16 protein-coding genes and 1 pseudogene are annotated in these 18,151 nt (G+C 44.2%); 12 read left to right on the forward strand and 5 right to left on the reverse strand.

The genetic code is table 11. The features are described from left to right. Positions 1-470 precede the first annotated feature (470 nt). From ACM2FC_RS18450 to ACM2FC_RS18465, 4 genes and pseudogenes are all read left to right on the forward strand, one after another. Entirely contained in the window at positions 471-737 is a 267-nt protein-coding gene (locus ACM2FC_RS18450; RefSeq protein WP_498482463.1) for a YihD family protein, read from the forward strand. Between the two features lie 156 nt (positions 738-893). Then, the gene (gene ccoG / locus ACM2FC_RS18455; RefSeq protein WP_498482464.1) at positions 894-2,324 is read left to right on the forward strand and encodes a cytochrome c oxidase accessory protein CcoG; all 1,431 of its coding nucleotides are present in this window, start codon (positions 894-896) and stop codon (positions 2,322-2,324) included. A 56-nt stretch (positions 2,325-2,380) separates the two neighbouring features. Further along, on the forward strand, positions 2,381-3,367 hold the full coding sequence (locus tag ACM2FC_RS18460; RefSeq protein WP_498482465.1) for a serine/threonine protein kinase: 987 nt from the start codon (positions 2,381-2,383) through the stop codon (positions 3,365-3,367). A gap of 34 nt (positions 3,368-3,401) precedes the next feature. Further along, a pseudogene (locus tag ACM2FC_RS18465) lies at positions 3,402-4,010 on the forward strand (thiol:disulfide interchange protein DsbA/DsbL); the annotation flags it as partial. Positions 4,011-4,195: 185 nt separating this feature from the next. Here the strand turns inward: ACM2FC_RS18465 and yihG are convergent. Together yihG and ACM2FC_RS18475 are read right to left on the reverse strand one after the other, a co-directional pair. Then, positions 4,196-5,068 (reverse strand): 1-acylglycerol-3-phosphate O-acyltransferase, YihG family, encoded by an 873-nt coding sequence (gene yihG, locus ACM2FC_RS18470; RefSeq protein ID WP_498482466.1) that lies wholly within the window; start codon positions 5,066-5,068, stop codon positions 4,196-4,198. Positions 5,069-5,219: 151 nt separating this feature from the next. Then, positions 5,220-6,749 (reverse strand): YifB family Mg chelatase-like AAA ATPase, encoded by a 1,530-nt coding sequence (locus tag ACM2FC_RS18475; RefSeq protein WP_498482467.1) that lies wholly within the window; start codon positions 6,747-6,749, stop codon positions 5,220-5,222. A gap of 494 nt (positions 6,750-7,243) precedes the next feature. On the opposite strand from ACM2FC_RS18475, the gene ilvG reads away from it, so the two are divergent. From ilvG to acuI (ACM2FC_RS18510), 7 genes are all read left to right on the forward strand, one after another. Beyond that, positions 7,244-8,890 carry an acetolactate synthase 2 catalytic subunit gene (ilvG, locus tag ACM2FC_RS18480; RefSeq protein ID WP_498482468.1) on the forward strand — a complete coding sequence of 549 codons (1,647 nt, stop codon included), beginning with the start codon at positions 7,244-7,246 and terminating at the stop codon, positions 8,888-8,890. A 9-nt stretch (positions 8,891-8,899) separates the two neighbouring features. Continuing rightward, entirely contained in the window at positions 8,900-9,184 is a 285-nt protein-coding gene (gene ilvM, locus ACM2FC_RS18485) for an acetolactate synthase 2 small subunit (protein ID WP_498482469.1), read from the forward strand. A 13-nt stretch (positions 9,185-9,197) separates the two neighbouring features. Further along, positions 9,198-10,145, forward strand: coding sequence for a branched-chain-amino-acid transaminase (ilvE, locus tag ACM2FC_RS18490; protein WP_498482470.1), 948 nt, complete (start codon positions 9,198-9,200; stop codon positions 10,143-10,145). A gap of 14 nt (positions 10,146-10,159) precedes the next feature. Further along, the gene (ilvD, locus tag ACM2FC_RS18495; RefSeq protein ID WP_498482472.1) at positions 10,160-12,001 is read left to right on the forward strand and encodes a dihydroxy-acid dehydratase; all 1,842 of its coding nucleotides are present in this window, start codon (positions 10,160-10,162) and stop codon (positions 11,999-12,001) included. Position 12,002: 1 nt separating this feature from the next. Further along, positions 12,003-13,532 (forward strand): threonine ammonia-lyase, biosynthetic, encoded by a 1,530-nt coding sequence (ilvA, locus tag ACM2FC_RS18500; protein ID WP_498482474.1) that lies wholly within the window; start codon positions 12,003-12,005, stop codon positions 13,530-13,532. 155 nt (positions 13,533-13,687) lie between these two features. Continuing rightward, on the forward strand, positions 13,688-14,668 hold the full coding sequence (acuI, locus tag ACM2FC_RS18505) for an acrylyl-CoA reductase (NADPH) (RefSeq protein WP_498482476.1): 981 nt from the start codon (positions 13,688-13,690) through the stop codon (positions 14,666-14,668). Between the two features lie 218 nt (positions 14,669-14,886). Further along, the gene (acuI, locus tag ACM2FC_RS18510; RefSeq protein ID WP_498482479.1) at positions 14,887-15,867 is read left to right on the forward strand and encodes an acrylyl-CoA reductase (NADPH); all 981 of its coding nucleotides are present in this window, start codon (positions 14,887-14,889) and stop codon (positions 15,865-15,867) included. Positions 15,868-15,896: 29 nt separating this feature from the next. On the opposite strand, the gene ACM2FC_RS18515 is transcribed toward acuI (ACM2FC_RS18510), so the two are convergent. Continuing rightward, the gene (locus ACM2FC_RS18515; RefSeq protein WP_498482481.1) at positions 15,897-16,850 is read right to left on the reverse strand and encodes a LysR family transcriptional regulator; all 954 of its coding nucleotides are present in this window, start codon (positions 16,848-16,850) and stop codon (positions 15,897-15,899) included. A gap of 102 nt (positions 16,851-16,952) precedes the next feature. Then, a complete protein-coding gene (locus ACM2FC_RS18520; protein ID WP_498482483.1) occupies positions 16,953-17,240 on the reverse strand; it encodes a hypothetical protein in 288 nt (95 codons plus the stop codon). Between the two features lie 261 nt (positions 17,241-17,501). Here ACM2FC_RS18520 and ACM2FC_RS18525 point away from each other — a divergent pair, with 261 nt between their 5' ends. Further along, positions 17,502-17,762, forward strand: coding sequence for a DUF5062 family protein (locus ACM2FC_RS18525; RefSeq protein WP_498482484.1), 261 nt, complete (start codon positions 17,502-17,504; stop codon positions 17,760-17,762). A gap of 109 nt (positions 17,763-17,871) precedes the next feature. Here the strand turns inward: ACM2FC_RS18525 and ACM2FC_RS18530 are convergent, their stop codons facing one another. Then, positions 17,872-18,045 (reverse strand): hypothetical protein, encoded by a 174-nt coding sequence (locus ACM2FC_RS18530; RefSeq protein WP_498482536.1) that lies wholly within the window; start codon positions 18,043-18,045, stop codon positions 17,872-17,874. Between the last annotated feature and the right edge of the window lie 106 nt (positions 18,046-18,151).

Raw genomic sequence — 18,151 nt, forward strand, 5'->3', positions numbered from 1 at the left:
TAGTATCTTTACAAAAGATTAATTGTTTAACTATCGATCAATACCGAATTAAATGCTACCATCCGCGTGATATATGTTTTCGTATATCAAGTGTACCTGAATAGTGATTTGGATTGGCCGAAGCCAGAAGAGCCACCCTTCATTTTGCTGTAGAAGTTCAACTCATTATTATTCAGGCCTATAAATTGACAATGGATTGTCGGATAGTTAGGTAAACCAATGCATCACACGCCTATTAGATTTGCACACAATAGTCGAAGTGCTGCGCGTCGTAGTGGCTTCGCTACGATTCCAGTCGCCAAGAAAAAGTAGTACATAATTATAATGTAGTACCTAAAGGTTAAAGCGCAGTGACAGTCTGCGCTTTTTTATATTTGCTTCCTTATATTAAATACCCACACAATGCTCATTGGTATTTCGAAGCCAGTTTGATATTTTATGCTGAGAAGTAAAGCTGCTAGGAAACGACCATGAATCAACATAGAATCAATGAACTTCTTGAACTGCTTAAATCTGATTGGCTAAAAGACTCGGATTTAAACCTACTCGAATTTATCGCTAAACTCGCTCAAGAAGCAGGTTATAAGGGTGAACTGTCCAAATTGACTGATGACGTACTCATTTATCATTTAAAAATGCGTAGCAGTGACAACCAAGAACAGATCCCTGGTCTAAAGAAAGATCACGAAGAAGATTTTAAAACTGCTATCTTGAAAGCAAGAGGGATAATTTCTTAGTTATCAATCTCACCAGATCGCACATGACATTCAATTTATGATCGCAAGAAGGGACACTCGCGTATCTACTGGTTAAAATGCCCGCTTAAAGTGGGCAAATATTCGCTAGCATATCTGATTGGAGTTTAGTGCTAGCGTTTGAAGAAGGACCTTCATATGAGTCAAGATAAAATTGACGTCAAGGACATCTCTCCAACGAACAACAAGCCTAAATCACCACAAAATAAATCCACTAAAAATGGTGATAGGTTTAATCCTAGTAATCGTATCTACGTGCGAGAAAGTAAGGGCACGTTTCAAAAGCTACGTCGATACGGTGGTTGGTTTTTCCTAGCTCTGTTTACCTTAACTCCATGGTTGAGTTTTGAAGGCCATCAAGCCATCTTACTTGATATCGGTAACCAACGATTTAACTTTTTCGGCACGACTCTTTATCCGCAAGATCTCACTCTGCTCGCGGTACTTTTTGTCATCGCTGCTTTTGGGTTGTTTTTCCTCACCACATTTTTAGGTCGAGTTTGGTGCGGTTACTTATGCCCGCAAACAGTTTGGACCTTCATGTATATTTGGTTCGAGGAAAAGCTGGAAGGCAGCGCGAACAAACGTCGCAAACAAGACTCACAAAAGTTTACGTCCTCGCTAATATACAAAAAACTACTCAAACACTTCGCATGGTGGGCTATAGCACTGGCAACCGGGCTAACGTTTGTCGGTTACTTTGTGCCAATTAAATCCTTAATGATTGACTCCTTTACTCTAAATTTGAGTTTCTGGCCCGCATTTTGGGTGCTGTTTTTTGCAGCCTGCACTTACGGCAATGCGGGGTGGATGCGTTCCATTATGTGCATTCATATGTGCCCTTATGCTCGATTTCAATCGGCTATGTTCGACAAAGACACCTTCATTGTGGGCTACGATAACCAGCGCGGTGAACAGCGAGGGCCCCGCTCTAGAAAAGCCGACCCTAAAAAATTAGGTTTAGGTGACTGTGTGGACTGCGACTTATGTGTCCAAGTTTGCCCAACTGGTATCGATATTCGCGAAGGGCTTCAATACGAATGCATTAACTGCGGTGCTTGCATAGATGCCTGTAACAAAACCATGGATCGAATGGGCTACGACAGAGGACTCATTAGCTACACGACAGAACACAAGCTTGAGGGACATTCTACCAATATATTTAGGCCTAAATTGATTGGTTATGGCCTAGTCATGTTAATAATGATCGGGCTATTTTTCGCACAGATCAGCACTGTAGATCCTGCCGGACTATCGGTTTTAAGAGACAGAAGTCAACTGTATCGCATAAACAGCTCAGGCGAAGTTGAAAATACTTACCTACTAAAAATCCTTAATAAAACGCAAAAACCACAGTTGTATCAGCTTAGTGTTGAAGGGCTAAATCAAGCATCATGGTACGGGAAACAGCAAGTTTGGGTACAACCAGGAGAAGTTCTCAACTTACCAATGACACTCGGTGTTGACCCAGAAAATCTCCGTTCACCTGTTTCCAAGATTCAGTTTATACTGTCGGACAGTAATCATTTCACCATTGAAGTCGAAAGCCGGTTTATCCAAAAACTATAGCCTCGACAGATTTGGCACAACGAAGGATCCGGGTTCAGTAATGAACCTTGTAAGCTATGACACAGCAAGCGTTTAATTTTGATGCGCTGACACCAGACTTCATGTGGTATGCATTAGAGAGTATCGGGGTTAGAGCAGAGTCTGGACTTCTGGCGCTCAACAGTTATGAAAATCGCGTATATCAATTTACTGATGAAGAGCGTACAAGGTACGTGGTTAAATTTTATCGTCCACAGCGATGGAGCCAAGAACAAATCATAGAAGAACACGCTTTTACCTTTGATCTCTTGGAGGCTGATATCCCTGTTGCTCCTCCTGCGATAATTAATGGCGAATCATTACACCACTACCAAGGCTATATGTTTGCCCTATTCGAAAGCGTCGGAGGCAGACAGTTCGAAGTCGATAATTTTGATCAACTTGAAGGCGTGGGCCGATTCTTAGGTCGTATCCACAAAGTAGGCAGTACGAAACCCTTCGAACATCGGCCAACAATTAGTCTTGAAGAATATCTCTATCAGCCCAGAGATTTATTGCAAAACTCGTCTTTTATCCCTAGCCATTTGGAGAGTGCATTTTTTAACGATCTCGATCTGTTAATTAATGAGCTCAGCACCCTATGGACGGATGGACACACCAATATTCGCCTGCACGGCGATTGCCATCCAGGCAACATTTTGTGGCGTGATGGCCCGATGTTTGTCGACCTCGATGACTCTAGAAATGGTCCATCTATTCAGGATATATGGATGCTTCTGAGTGGTGAAAAGCACGACAAACTTGCCCAGCTAGACGTTATTTTAGAAGCTTACGAGGAATTTTATCAATTTAAGTCCACGGAATTGAAACTGATTGAGCCATTACGTGGTCTGAGAATGGTACATTATATGGCATGGCTTGCGAAAAGATGGAATGACCCAGCCTTTCCGATTGCGTTCCCTTGGTTTGCAGATGCAAAATATTGGGAAAATCAGGTTTTGTCGTTTAAAGAACAAATAGCGGCTTTGGGTGAACCACCGCTGTCGCTTTCACCTCAATGGTAAAGAGTCACCGATTATTACATAGAATGGAGTTTATATGAAAAAGCTGTTTGCACTGGCTGCAACCTTATTGCTGAGTGTTTCTGCATACGCTGCCCAGCCTACAACACCGACAGTGTTTAAAGAAGGCGTTAATTACACAACACTCAAACTCGCCTCGTCAGCAAAGCCTACTGTTACGGAGTTTTTCTCTTTTTATTGCCCGCACTGTTATCAGTTCGAACCAATTATCGAGAAACTGCAAAGCGAGTTACCGAAAAATGTCATCTTTAAGAAAGAACACGTCTCATTTATGGGCGGCTCTATGGGTGAAAACATGAGTAAGGCCTACGCAACAATGGTAGAGCTAGGTATTCAGAAGAAAATGGTGCCAATCATGTTTAATCAAATCCATAAATTAAACAAGCCACCTCAAAATATCGACCAGCTGCGCGATATTTTTGAAAATGCAGGCGTAAGTGAAGAGCAGTTTAACTCCGTCTTTAATAGTTTCGCTGTCGACTCAATGGTTCGCCGTTACGACAAAGACTTCCGTGATGCTGGTATCTCCGGTGTTCCAACGGTTATCATCAACAACAAATATATTGTTAGAACGCAATCTATTAAATCCATCGATGAGTATATGGACTTGGTTAAGTACCTATTGAAAGGAAACCCAGGGCATAAACCGAAAGGTGACGACAAGTCAGATAAAAGCTCTAAAGCAGATAAACAACATAAAGACAGTGAAACAGTCACTAAGAGCACAACAGAAGCAACAAGTTAAATAATTAACTAAAGTTTCTAAGTCATTAATAAAACGGGGTCGCTCATTGCTACCCCGTTAATCGTTTACTTATGAATATCCTTTAGCAACTCATCTTTCTCATGCCAAACATCGGATAGCCACTGCTGAAACTGCCTCTTATATGGCTTGTCATTAAAGTAATCACCCGTGACCTCTTCATTGACTGGTAAAGTTCGACTTCTCACTACTATTTTCGTCATTCGCCCCATCAGCATATCCTTAAACGGCTTATCTAAATTTTCTGGATAAGCGAGCGTCACATCTACAATACTATCAAACTGTTCGCCCATAGCTGCCAATGTATAAGCAATACCACCAGATTTAGGCTGCAACAAATATGAATAGCCATTCGCTTTCTTTTTACTGTGACAAAACCGAGTACCTTCAACATAGTTAACGACCGTTGTAGGTGTATGCTGAAACTTAGCGCAAGATCGGCGTGTTGTCGCTAGGTCTTGGCCCCGTTTTTCTGGATGGCGAATTAAATATTCTCTGGAATAACGACGCATAAAAGGCATATCCAGCGCCCAGCACGCCATACCAATAAACGGAACGTAAAGTAGTTGCTGCTTTAGAAAGAATTTAGGCATGGGCACTTTGTCTTTAAACACGCAGCACAGAACGACAATATCAGTCCAACTCAGATGGTTACTTATCATCAAATACCAACCATCTTTTCTTAGCCCTTCTCCTCCTTCAATATCCCAATCAACTTTGTTTGAAGCAGACAAAATCCAAGAATTGATGGTCGCCCATAGCCACATTGCTTTATTTGCCAAGCGAGTCGCCAATGATTTGAGTGAAGCGGTAGGAAGCAGCACTTTAAACAGTGCGATAATACAAATAATAATCGAACAAAAAGCTGAATTGAGAATGACTAAAGAAACATTCAGCACAAGTAATAAATAAGCCAACATATTTAATAACAACAATGATTGAGAATTGATAAATCCGTTTGAGCCCTTTAGTGGCCTAATTTTAGCCTAAAAAAGCAGCTCGTCATTATACAATTCCTTCTACACATTGGAATAACTAGCTAGATAAAATCACTTGTTGAACAATCGCTTCTTAATTCACGACTGAGTTTTCTGTCAACCTCTGCAGTAGCCTGTCCATTGCGCGATACCCCAGGGCTTCTGATAAGTGCGTGCGATTAATATCATTCGCGCCAGCCAAATCTGCGATTGTACGTGCGACCTTGATGATTCGGTGATACGCCCGTATCGACAAACCAAGCCGATGCAAAGCATTCTCTAAAAACTCAGCATCAACTTTGGCCAACGGGCAATACTCATCTATCTCTCGACTTCCTAACAGTGCATTTGCCTTCCCATTTCTCGCTAGCATCAGCCCTCTTGCCTGCTCTACCCTTCCCTTCACCATCAAGGTTGTTTCACCTCTGTCCCCACCCTCAGACAACATCCCTTTTGGCAGAGCTGGTATTTCTATCGACATATCAAAGCGGTCTAGCAAGGGGCCAGAAAGGCGACTTAGATAACGCAACATATTCTGCGGGTTAGCTCTAGCTTGATTACCTTCGTAGTAACCGGTAGGGCTAGGATTTAACGCCCCAACCAATTGAAAACGAGCAGGAAAACGGGTTTTTCCTTGCGCTCGAGAAATGATAATCTCTCCTGACTCTAAAGGCTGGCGTAGCGAATCCAGCACTTTTCTCTCAAATTCCGGCAGCTCGTCCAAAAATAACAAGCCATTGTGAGCTAGAGATATTTCTCCTGGCCTTGGCACCGTGCCCCCTCCCACCAAAGCGGCCATTGAGCTAGAGTGATGAGGAGAACGAAAAGGTCTATGTTTCCAATTGTGATGATTAATTTCTTGCTGGGTTAAAGAGGCAATGGAAGCCGTTTCTAGTGCCTCGTCATCGCTCATTTCTGGTAACAAATCGCAAAGCCGAGAAGCCAACATCGTTTTGCCTGTTCCCGGAGGACCGAGAAAAAGCAAGTTATGATTACCTGCCGCAGCAATTTCTAGCGCTCTCTTTCCCTGTTGCTGACCGATAATATCTCGTAAGTCTCGATGAGAAGTAGGCAAAGGTGATGTCCCTGAACTTTCAAATAGGCCCAAGGTTTCTTGACCGCAGAGAGCTGCGCAGACTTCTAATAATGATTGTGCTGACTTGTGTTTCTCTCGACCAACCAATGCGGCTTGATCGCCATTTTGATGGGGTACTATCAAGCTTCTTTTTGACACATTTGCTGCAAGGGCGGCAGGAAGCACACCCTTCACCGAACGCAACTCACCAGAAAGAGCAAGCTCACCAATAAACTCTTTATCTTCAATAGAAGTTGCAGGGATCTGACCCGAAGCAATCAATACCCCTAAAGCAATAGGTAAATCAAAACGTCCTCCTTCTTTGGGCAAATCAGCAGGTGCCAAATTCACCGTGATTCTTTTAGCTGGAAATTCGAAGCGCGAATTGATGATGGCGCTACGAACTCTATCGCGAGATTCTTTTACCGTTGTTTCCGGCAGGCCAACCAAACAAAAGCCTGGCATCCCATTACTGATATGCACTTCGACGGTAACTTGGGGAGACTCCACACCGATACAAGCTCGGCTATTTATGATTGCTAGCGCCATGTTCTGCCTTATTCATATGCTACAAATACAAAACAACCAATGGCGACAAAATCTAATTTTCGCCATCAAAGTTACTTATATATCTCAGCTGAACATGCTCAGTTGATGAAAAAAGAATGAAATTTTGCTTGTCAATTAACGGATTTGTATGTTACCACTAAAGGCACAAAGGGTTTGGTACATAAATTTTTTAATCATTACAGAAATCAGATGAATTTAGTCACTCGCATTAACACTCTCGTTGTCCTGATTATCGTGGTCATTATTAGCACCGCGCGGGGGCGAGTGGGCGAAAGATAACCCACATATTTGCAAAAACCCCCGCACTGAAAAGTCCGGGGGTTTTTTTACAACTAAATTTAACAAAAATAAGCGCAAAATCTGATTAAAAATAACACAACTATAATCAGATAAGCAGGAAGAACGGGAGCAAACATGACATCGAATTACCGCAGAAGCTGCGATAAGCCATCACGACAGAGAGGGAATTTCCAATGAAAGGAGCCGAACTTGTTGTCGCAGCGCTAAAACAAAAGGGAATTAAAACCGTTTTTGGTTATCCCGGCGGCGCAATCATGCCAATATACGACGCACTTTATGACGCAGAAGTAGAACATATTCTCTGCCGACACGAACAAGGTGCTGCAATGGCTGCAATCGGTATGGCCAGAGCAACCCAAGAGGTGGGAGTGTGTATGGCGACTTCCGGCCCTGGAGCAACTAACCTCGTCACTGGCCTCGCTGATGCTTTCCTTGATTCCATTCCCCTCGTCGCAATCACTGGCCAAGTCGCTACTTCTCATATCGGTACTGATGCTTTTCAAGAAATGGATGTTATCGGTATGTCCCTCTCCTGTACCAAACATAGCTACCTCGTCACTGATATCAATGAGCTCGCTCCAACATTAGCAGAAGCATTTGAAGTTGCTCAAACAGGCCGGCCTGGTCCTGTGATCGTTGATATAGCAAAAGACGTTCAGTTAGCGGAGGTGCCTGACTCGTTCTTACCTGAGTTCGATGCACCAACAATGCCAGTCCCTAGTGATGAAGATTTTGCAGCAGCACAACAAGTGATGGCAGAAAGCTCTCGTCCAGTCCTTTATGTCGGTGGTGGTGTTCAATTAGCTTACGCGACAGAGTCTGTTAGGGAATTTCTTCGCTTGAACCCAATGCCGTGTGTCAGCACGCTGAAGGGTTTAGGTACTATTGAACGTCACGATCCACACTACCTAGGCATGCTAGGCATGCACGGCACAAAAGCGGCCAACTTAGTCGTTCAAGAAAGCGACCTACTGATTGTGGTTGGTGCGCGATTTGATGACCGCGTGACGGGCAAGTTAGATACCTTTGCTCCGAACGCCAAAGTTGTCCATATCGATATTGATGCGGCTGAAATCAACAAACTCCGCCATGCACATGCGCCACTTCGTGGCGATATCAATACCATCCTGCCGAAGCTAGAAATGAGTCACGACATTTCGCCATGGGTGCATCATTGTGAGAGCCTGCGTACTGCGTTCAAATGGCGCTACGACCATCCTGGCGAGCTTATCTTCGCCCCGCTACTACTTAAACAACTTTCAGACATGATGCCTGATAGCAGTATTGTTTCTACCGATGTTGGCCAACATCAAATGTGGGCAGCTCAACATATTCAACCCAGAGATCCACAAAACTTCATCACTTCTGCGGGCCTTGGCACAATGGGGTTTGGTCTACCAGCAGCAATGGGGGCAGCCGTTGGAAGACCCGACGATCAGTCAATCCTAATTACAGGTGACGGATCATTTATGATGAATGTGCAAGAATTAGGCACTTTGAAGCGTCGTCAAATTCCAGTCAAAATCGTATTGCTAAACAACCAACGTCTTGGCATGGTTCGTCAGTGGCAATCGCTGTTCTTTGATGGTCGTCACAGTGAAACGATTCTAGATGACAACCCAGATTTCGTGACCCTAGCGAGAGCATTTGATATTCCAGGGAAAACCATCACAAAGAAAGAAGAAGTAGAGCCAGCGCTAAAAGAAATGCTTGCGAGCAAAACTTCTTATATGCTGCACGTTGTCATTGATGAAGAAGAAAATGTATGGCCTTTGGTGCCACCAGGTGCCTCAAACAACGATATGTTAGAAAATACTTAGGAGAGACCGGTGGATAGATATTTAGTAGACATCAAAGCGCAAGACAAGCCCGTATTGGTTGAACGAATCCTACGCGTCATTCGCCATCGTGGATTTATCATCAAACAGATAGCTGCGACACAAAATCATGAAAGCAAAGTCGCTAGTGTAGAGATCATTGTCGACAGCGACCGTCCAATTTCATTTTTAACCAATCAAATTGAAAAACTTTGGGACGTGCGCAGTGTCGAAGTAACAGCAATCAATAACAATGAACTACCCAACAATAACCTCCAACAAAATATTTGTGCATAAAGGAAAACGATAAATGGCTAAGAAAACAGCAGACTACATCTGGTTCAACGGTGAAATGGTTCCATGGGAAGATGCAAATGTGCATGTATTAACACACGCAATGCACTATGGGACCTCTGTATTTGAAGGTGTCAGATGCTATGACACGCCAAATGGACCGATTGTTTTCCGCCATCAAGAACATGCACAGCGCTTGCATAACTCTGCAAAAATATATCGTTTTCCTATTCCATACTCTGTCGAAGAAATTATGGAAGCGACCAGAGAAACACTGCGCGTCAACAAGCTGACTTCTGCCTATATTCGTCCACTTGGTTTTGTCGGCAATGTGGGTCTTGGTGTGTGTCCTCCTGTGGGTACTGAAATGGATGTTATCGTCGCAGCATTCCCATGGGGTGCCTATCTAGGCGAAGAAGCATTAGAAAATGGTGTTGATGCAATGATTTCTAGCTGGAACCGCGCAGCACCAAATACCATTCCAACAGCAGCAAAAGCAGGTGGAAACTACCTATCTTCACTGCTGGTTGGTGGTGAAGCACGCCGTCATGGTTATGATGAAGGCATTGCTCTTAGCGTCGATGGTTATCTATCCGAAGGTGCTGGTGAAAACATCTTTGTTATCAAAGACGGCATTCTAACCACACCTCCAGCCACCAGCGCAATTTTGCCTGGCATCACTCGCGATTCAATTATGGTGCTAGCAAGAGACAGAGGTTACCAAGTTCAAGAAGCAAATATTGCACGAGAAGCACTTTATCTAGCAGATGAAATATTCATGACGGGCACTGCAGCAGAGATCGTTCCTGTGCGCAGCGTAGACAAGATTGAAGTCGGTTCTGGTAAACGCGGACCTATCACCGAAGAGCTCCAAGCAGCATACTTCGGTCTATTTAACGGAACCACAGAAGATAAGTGGGGCTGGTTAGATTACGTCTATCCAGACCAAGCACCTAAAAAATAAAGGAAAAAAATAAAATGCCGAAGTATCGTTCAGCAACCACAACACACGGTCGTAACATGGCAGGGGCTCGCGCTTTATGGCGAGCAACTGGAGTAAGAGATGAAGATTTCGGCAAGCCGATCATTGCCGTCGTTAACTCTTTCACCCAATTTGTTCCCGGCCATGTTCATTTAAAAGATTTAGGGCAACTGGTTGCCAAAGAAATCGAAGCCGCTGGTGGCATCGCGAAAGAGTTCAACACTATCGCTGTGGATGATGGCATCGCGATGGGCCACGGTGGAATGCTGTATTCTCTGCCTTCACGTGAGCTAATCGCTGACTCTGTTGAGTACATGGTTAATGCTCATTGTGCGGATGCGATGGTATGTATCTCTAACTGCGACAAAATTACTCCGGGAATGCTGATGGCCTCTATGCGCCTCAACATCCCTGTAATTTTTGTTTCAGGTGGGCCAATGGAAGCGGGCAAAACTAAGCTTTCTGATCAGATCATCAAACTCGATTTGGTTGATGCAATGATGCAAAGTGCTGATCCAAGTGTTTCTGACGAGCAAAGCGAGCAAATTGAACGTTCCGCTTGCCCAACATGTGGTAGTTGCTCTGGCATGTTTACCGCAAACTCGATGAACTGCTTAACCGAAGCTCTTGGTCTTTCTCAACCGGGCAATGGCTCTATGCTGGCAACGCACGCGGATCGCAAGCAGCTGTTCGTTAACGCGGGTAAACGCATTGTAGAACTGACTAAACGCTACTACGAGCAAGATGATACAACGGCCCTACCACGCAATATCGCTAACAAATCCGCATTTGAAAATGCCATGGCGCTTGATATTGCTATGGGCGGTTCAACCAATACCGTTCTGCACCTGCTCGCTGCAGCCCAAGAAGGCGAAGTGGACTTTGACATGAGCGACATTGACCGCATGTCCCGTCAAGTCCCACACCTCTGTAAAGTGGCACCTTCCACCCAAAAATATCACATGGAAGATGTTCACCGAGCAGGTGGCGTTATGGGGATCTTAGGTGAGCTTAACCGCGCAGGGCTGCTCAACAACCAAGTGAATACCGTACTTGGCATGACGTTTGAAGAGCAACTTGCAGAGTATGACATCAAGCAAACCAACTCAGATGAAGTGAAAGATTTCTACCGCGCGGGTCCTGCGGGCATTCGTACGACAGAAGCCTTTTCTCAAGAGTGTCGCTGGGACACGCTAGACGATGATCGTCAAGAAGGCTGTATTCGTGAGAAATCCAACGCTTATAGCCAAGATGGTGGACTGGCTGTTCTGAGTGGTAACATTGCACTGGATGGCTGCATTGTCAAAACGGCAGGTGTTGACGAGAGTATCCTTAAGTTCCAAGGCCCAGCCGTGGTTTTTGAAAGCCAAGAAGATGCGGTTGAAGGTATTCTCGGTGGTAAGGTTAAGTCTGGCGATGTTGTCGTCATTCGCTATGAGGGTCCAAAAGGCGGCCCTGGCATGCAAGAAATGCTCTATCCAACCACTTACCTGAAATCGATGGGTTTGGGCAAAGAGTGTGCACTACTTACAGACGGACGTTTCTCTGGCGGCACATCAGGCCTTTCAATCGGCCACGTTTCTCCAGAAGCGGCCAATGGCGGAACCATTGGTCTTGTCGAGCCGGGCGATAGTATTACTATCGACATTCCAAATCGCTCTATCACTCTTGATGTGAGTGAAGAAGAGCTAAAAGCTCGCCGTGATGCAAAGAGTGCTCAAGGCTGGAAACCAGTTGATCGTCAACGTGAAGTCTCCTTTGCTCTCAAAGCATACGCAAGCATGGCAACCAGCGCAGATAAAGGCGCAGTAAGAGACAAATCTATGCTTGAGGACTAGTATGACATTGACCAACCAAACTGGCGCAGATTATCTGCGCCAAATACTCCGAGCTCCTGTTTATGAAGTCGCCACTGTAACGCCACTTCAAGACATGCCTAGATTGTCCAAACGCATCGGCAATCAAGTTCAAATCAAGCGCGAAGATCGCCAACCCGTCCACTCTTTTAAGTTACGCGGCGCCTACAACATGGTGTCCAATTTAACTGAGCAGCAAAAAAGTGCTGGTGTGATTGCAGCATCCGCAGGTAATCACGCGCAAGGCATGGCTCTTTCTGGTAGCAAGCTAGGTATCAAAACCACCATTGTGATGCCAAAAACTACGCCAGATATCAAAGTGGATGCCGTTAGAGATTTCGGTGGACAGGTGGTGTTGCATGGCAACAACTTCGATGAAGCCAAAGCTGAAGCGGAACGCTTAGCTAAGCAATACGGCTATACTTTTGTTCCACCTTTTGACCACCCATTGGTCATTGCTGGACAAGGAACCATCGGCATGGAAATGCTACAGCAAAATGGTCACTTAGACTGCATCTTTATGCCAGTCGGCGGAGGTGGTTTAGCGGCTGGCGTCGCAGTTTTGGTAAAGCAACTAATGCCAGAAGTAAAAGTTATTGCTGTCGAGCCGGAAGATTCTTCTTGCCTTAAAGCGGCTCTAGACGCTGGAGAGCCGGTCGTACTCGATCAGATTAGTATGTTCGCTGATGGCGTTGCGGTAAAACAGATCGGCAGCGAAACCTTCCGTCTTTGCCAACAATATATCGACGACCATGTTGCAGTCAGCAGCGATGAGATCTGTTCTGCGGTAAAAGACATTTTTGAAGATACTCGCGCCATTGCCGAGCCTTCAGGTGCACTCGCATTAGCAGGCCTGAAGAAATATGTTGAACAAAACAACCTCAAAGATAAAAAGCTTGGCACCGTCCTTTCTGGCGCAAACACTAACTTCCATGGATTACGTTATGTTTCAGAACGCTCAGAGCTAGGTGAAAAACGTGAAGGTTTACTGGCGGTCACCATTCCTGAGCGTCAAGGCGCATTCTTTGAGTTCTGCAATCTGATTGGTGGGCGTGCCGTTACTGAGTTTAACTATCGCTACAACGACGACCAATTGGCAAATATTTTTGTCGGTGTTCGTCTGCAAGATGGTCAAGTTGAACTCGACAATATCATCCAAGATTTGCGAGATGGTGGGTATCCCGTAGTTGATCTCTCTGATGATGAAATGGCAAAGCTGCACATCCGCTATATGATTGGTGGCAAGCCATCCAAGCCTCTTCAAGAAAGACTGTATAGCTTTGAATTTCCAGAATACCCCGGCGCACTGTTAAAGTTCTTGAGTACGTTAGGAACGCATTGGAATATCAGCTTATTTAACTATCGAAACCATGGCGCAGACTACGGGCGTGTTTTGTGTGGTTTCGAGTTACAAGAGTCTGACTTGACTCGCTTCTCTGCGCATCTAAGGGAGCTTGGCTATCAATGCAAAGACGAAACAGATAATCCATCCTACCAATTTTTCCTTTCTTAATATCTTGGCCAGAATAAAGTTCTGGCCATCATTTCTCCGTTTGATTTAGCCCTATACTTTAGCCTGAAACAAAGTGCTATAGTGACGACTGTTTAATCTCTTTCGTAATGTTTCATTTCATTATTTATCAAAGCCTTAAAAGCATGGAGTCATGTATGTTTAATGCCCTAGTACTCAATCAAGTCGATAAAAAAACTCTCGCCAACATCGAGCGTTTGGAGGAGTCTGCCCTACCAGAAGGTGAGGTGTTAATTGAGGTGCAGTACTCATCTTTAAACTATAAAGACGGACTAGCAATCACTGGAAAAGGTAAAATCATTCGTAATTTTCCAATGGTACCTGGAATCGATTTAGCAGGTAAAGTCATCAGCTCTGAAGACTCGCGCTATAAAGCTGGCGATGACGTCGTTCTCACAGGTTGGGGAGTAGGAGAAAATCACTGGGGTGGCATGGCTGAAAAAGCGCGCTTGAAAGCTGATTGGTTAGTCCCGCTACCACAAGGGTTAGATAGCAAAAAAGCAATGATGGTCGGTACAGCGGGCTTTACTGCTATGCTGTGTGTTCAAGCTATCCTAGACTCAGATATCAAACCAGACGCTGGAGAAATATTAATCACAGGCGCAAGCGGTGGTGTTGGCTCTGTCGCAGTCACTCTTTTGTCTCAACTGGGATATAAAGTTGCTGCTGTTACAGGACGTGTAGAACAAAATGGACCTTTACTTACCCAATTAGGCGCTGCTCGCATTATCGATCGATCGGAATTTGAAGAGCCGAGTCGACCACTGGAAAAGCAGATCTGGGCTGGAGCCATTGATACTGTTGGCAGCAAGGTGTTAGCAAAAGTTCTAGCACAAATGGATTACAACGGCACTGTTGCGGCTTGTGGCTTGGCTGGTGGCTTTGATTTGCCAACGACAGTGATGCCATTTATTTTGCGCAATGTACGCCTACAAGGGATCGATTCGGTTTCTTGCCCTGTAGATAAACGAATTCAAGCTTGGGAAACTCTCACTAAGCTGCTGCCAGAGAGCTATTTTGAGCAAGCTTGTACCGAGATAACTTTGCAGCAAGCGACTCAATATGCCGAAGATATCACCAATGGCCAGGTCACAGGGCGAGTCGTCATTAAGCTTTAATAGATCCTATTACATGCCCTTTTATATCAAGCTGTTATATAAACAAAATAGCAGCTTGATGTTAAAGCCTAATCACGTAAATAAGTGAGGCTACCTTTTTCTCACCCATTGAAATGCATATAAGTCATGAATACTATGCTAAAGTTTCATTTTTTTCACAGCCTTTAACAACATACACTCCCTAATGATTAAGTTGCTTGCTTTGTCTGGAGATTTCAATGTTTAAAGCACTCGTGTTAAACCAAGTGGAAAAAAACACTATAGCCAGTATTAATTCACTCAATGAATTGACCCTGCCTGAAGGAGAAGTTCTAGTAAACGTAGACTACTCGTCGCTCAACTATAAAGATGGTTTGGCCATCACAGGAAAAGAAAAAGTTGTTCGCAACTTCCCTATGATTCCGGGAATAGATCTGGTCGGCACCGTCGCTCATTCGGATGATTCCCGATATAAAATTGGCGATAAAGTCATACTGACGGGCTGGGGTGTTGGCGAAAAACATTGGGGCGGCATGGCTGAAAAAGCCAGACTCAAAGCTGATTGGCTAGTACCACTTCCTGAAACACTTGATAGTAAAAAGGCCATGATGATCGGGACCGCAGGGTTGACCGCTATGCTTTGCGTTGAGGCATTTACTGATATGGATCTTGAACCGAGTACTGGAGAAATACTGGTCACTGGCGCAAGTGGTGGTGTTGGTTCTGTTGCTGTCTGTTTGCTGTCACAGCTTGGCTATAACGTTGCCGCCGTTACAGGTCGAGTAAATAAAAATGGACCATTGCTCAAACAACTTGGGGCGAACCGAGTTATTGCTCGAGAAGAATTTGAACAGCCGTTGCGCCCACTTGAGAAACAACAATGGGCAGGAGCAATAGATACCGTTGGTGGTAGCATGTTAGCAAAAGTGCTATCGCAAATGGATTATGGTAGTACCGTAGCTGCTTGTGGCTTGGCTGGTAGTTCTGATCTTCCCACAACTGTTATGCCATTTATTCTACGTAATGTGAGGCTACAAGGTGTCGATTCCGTCTCTTGCCCAATAGAGAAGCGTATTGTCGCATGGGAAGCGCTCGCAAGTTTACTGCCAGATAGTTACTTTGAACAAGCCTGCAACGAGATTGAGCTAGAAGAAGTACCTTACTTTGCAGAGGCTATCACCAAAGGGCAAGTCACCGGACGTATCGTCGTAAAACCATAGCCGTAGTTACAGTAACGCTCTAGGTTTTGCTACTCGTTTGTTCTCGCTCGCTCAATATCTTCCATTCGTTGAGTAATAAGGCGAGAACATTCTTCCTTAAATACGTTCCTTAACCAGCTCTGAACCACTGAATGCTCACAACGCGGATGCCAAATCATCGAATAATTGACCGTAGTAAATTCAAACGGTAATTCCTTCACAACTAAGTCATAGCGTTTAGCCACCAAGTACGCTAAATCTGCAGGCACATTGATAATTAATGGAATGCTATCGACTATCGCCAATGCCGTTTCCAAATGATAAGTGGATAAAACAACTTTTGGTTGAGGAGCGCCCTCAAGGGCATGATCAATTAAGGCTTTTACCCCTTCACTTATTGCTATCATAGCTTGAGGAAACTTAAGGTACTCCTTAAGCGATAGATCCTCGTTTGCTAGCGCATGTTTTTTTGATAGTAAACACGAAATGCCCACTTTACCCAAACCTTCGCAATGCAGTATGTCTAAGGGTTCAGCCGCTCGACAAATCGCTAAATCAGCCTCACCATACGCCAGTTGGTCCGCGAGCCTGTGTTGTTGTATCGGAACAAAATCAAAAGAGACATTTGGCGCTTCTTGATAAATCCTTGGTAGGGCATAAGGTAAAATGGTCTGCATTGCATAATCAGTCGTTGCTATTACAAATTTTTTGCAGCAATTCTCGGGTTCAAACTCTATTGGAGATAGTAACCGACAGAGCGACTCAATCGGATCTGAAAACAAATTGTCTATTTCAATCGCCTTTTCTGTTGGGATCAAATGCTGACCTTGGCGTGTAAACAACGGATCATCAAGCATATTTCTCAGACGACCAAGAGTGCGGCTCATCGCAGACTGACTTAAGTTCAGCCTATTTGCGGCTTCTGTAACACTTGACTCTTCAATCAAGACTCGCAGCGCTACCAGCAGGTTCAGGTCCCTGCGATACACTTCTTCAATTTCCACGACGATTTTTCTTTAGGATACACAGTGAGCAAGTGTACCCATTCGGTAAAAAAAAATCCTGTCATAGGACAGGATATAATACCTTTAAAGTGCGTTTCTTGTTCAATTCACGTAGATTAATGCATCAGGCTGCTTTGCTAACAATTGAATAATGTTGGCTTGAATATCCTGACTGTCGACCTCTTTTTCTAGTTTAGCCGTCCACTTACAGACTACAATTTCTGGAGATGACTTTTTGGATTCAAATTGGGGATCGATAGGTTGCAGCGCCACTAATTCACTATAATCCAAACCCGATTTATTTAACGCTTCCATGTGTCCGCGAGTACCAAAGTGAGACATCACAGTTTCACATTTATTGGTTGTTGCCACGTAGTATTGATAGTTCATAACTCATACCTTCTTCATTCCTTTACGCGCTCAGGCTAAATAAAATCTACTGTACTTTCTGTATAGCAAGTCACAGAGAGCAAAGCTGTCACACCGAATTTGCTGATATTCGTGTCCTAACGTAACCATTTGTAAAACGAGGGCAAACAACCCCATAAGCACCTGAAATAAAACCTTAATCACTTATCCAGCAACGTGATTTGTGAAGGGTTTTGCGTTTGATATACTCAATGCTCAATCGATGCCGAAGATGGTGACAACATGTCTAAAACCGCGAAGATCCTAAACGAAGATAAACTGGTAAAAAAAGCGATAGAAGTCGGTTTCAAAATGGCAAAAATGCAAGGATTTGAGTTACCAAACTCTTCCCAGCCAATTAAAACAAAAGCCGTCTACTTGTTCTTAGTTGAAGTAAACCAAATCACGCCACTCCCCGACGACAAGCTCGACGGTGCCAACATCAAAAAACGACTAGCACGCTGGATACATAACGCCTTACCGGATGACGATCCACTGAAATAAAAATTAGATAAAAAAATCCCGCCTTTCGGCGGGGAAGCCCAAGAAAATTGGGATAGTGTCGGAATGTGTAACCTTACAATTATCTAACAACCAAAAATGAAAAGTGAGCCTATTCATCGTTAGGTTCGTGCCAACGATACATCTCTAAGCACATACCAATAATAGTGGCGCTTAACCCAATGAGTGGAAGGAATGATATATCTGCAGAGCTACGAAACACTAAAGCGCAAAATGAAACCAAACAAAGAACAGAATAAACGGTGAGCCTATCCATTGCTGTCACGTTGCTTCCTTTAGTTGTTGTTAAAAAACTGTTAAATAAGTTAAAGGAAAAACTTTGCTTTGCCAAGAGGTTATTGAATATTTTTTTACTCCCTGTATCCTCTACG

The organism is Vibrio sp. A37, from assembly GCF_059777565.1.

What these genes read in the sequence shown, in the direction of transcription:
- ACM2FC_RS18450 (WP_498482463.1), top strand. Translation starts at nt 471, where the DNA reads ATGAATCAACATAGAATCAATGAACTTCTTGAACTGCTTAAATCTGAT.
- ccoG (WP_498482464.1), top strand. Translation starts at nt 894, where the DNA reads ATGAGTCAAGATAAAATTGACGTCAAGGACATCTCTCCAACGAACAAC.
- ACM2FC_RS18460 (WP_498482465.1), top strand. Translation starts at nt 2,381, where the DNA reads ATGACACAGCAAGCGTTTAATTTTGATGCGCTGACACCAGACTTCATG.
- yihG (WP_498482466.1), bottom strand. Translation starts at nt 5,068, where the DNA reads ATGTTGGCTTATTTATTACTTGTGCTGAATGTTTCTTTAGTCATTCTC.
- ACM2FC_RS18475 (WP_498482467.1), bottom strand. Translation starts at nt 6,749, where the DNA reads ATGGCGCTAGCAATCATAAATAGCCGAGCTTGTATCGGTGTGGAGTCT.
- ilvG (WP_498482468.1), top strand. Translation starts at nt 7,244, where the DNA reads ATGAAAGGAGCCGAACTTGTTGTCGCAGCGCTAAAACAAAAGGGAATT.
- ilvE (WP_498482470.1), top strand. Translation starts at nt 9,198, where the DNA reads ATGGCTAAGAAAACAGCAGACTACATCTGGTTCAACGGTGAAATGGTT.
- ilvD (WP_498482472.1), top strand. Translation starts at nt 10,160, where the DNA reads ATGCCGAAGTATCGTTCAGCAACCACAACACACGGTCGTAACATGGCA.
- ilvA (WP_498482474.1), top strand. Translation starts at nt 12,003, where the DNA reads ATGACATTGACCAACCAAACTGGCGCAGATTATCTGCGCCAAATACTC.
- acuI (WP_498482476.1), top strand. Translation starts at nt 13,688, where the DNA reads ATGTTTAATGCCCTAGTACTCAATCAAGTCGATAAAAAAACTCTCGCC.
- acuI (WP_498482479.1), top strand. Translation starts at nt 14,887, where the DNA reads ATGTTTAAAGCACTCGTGTTAAACCAAGTGGAAAAAAACACTATAGCC.
- ACM2FC_RS18520 (WP_498482483.1), bottom strand. Translation starts at nt 17,240, where the DNA reads ATGAACTATCAATACTACGTGGCAACAACCAATAAATGTGAAACTGTG.
- ACM2FC_RS18525 (WP_498482484.1), top strand. Translation starts at nt 17,502, where the DNA reads ATGTCTAAAACCGCGAAGATCCTAAACGAAGATAAACTGGTAAAAAAA.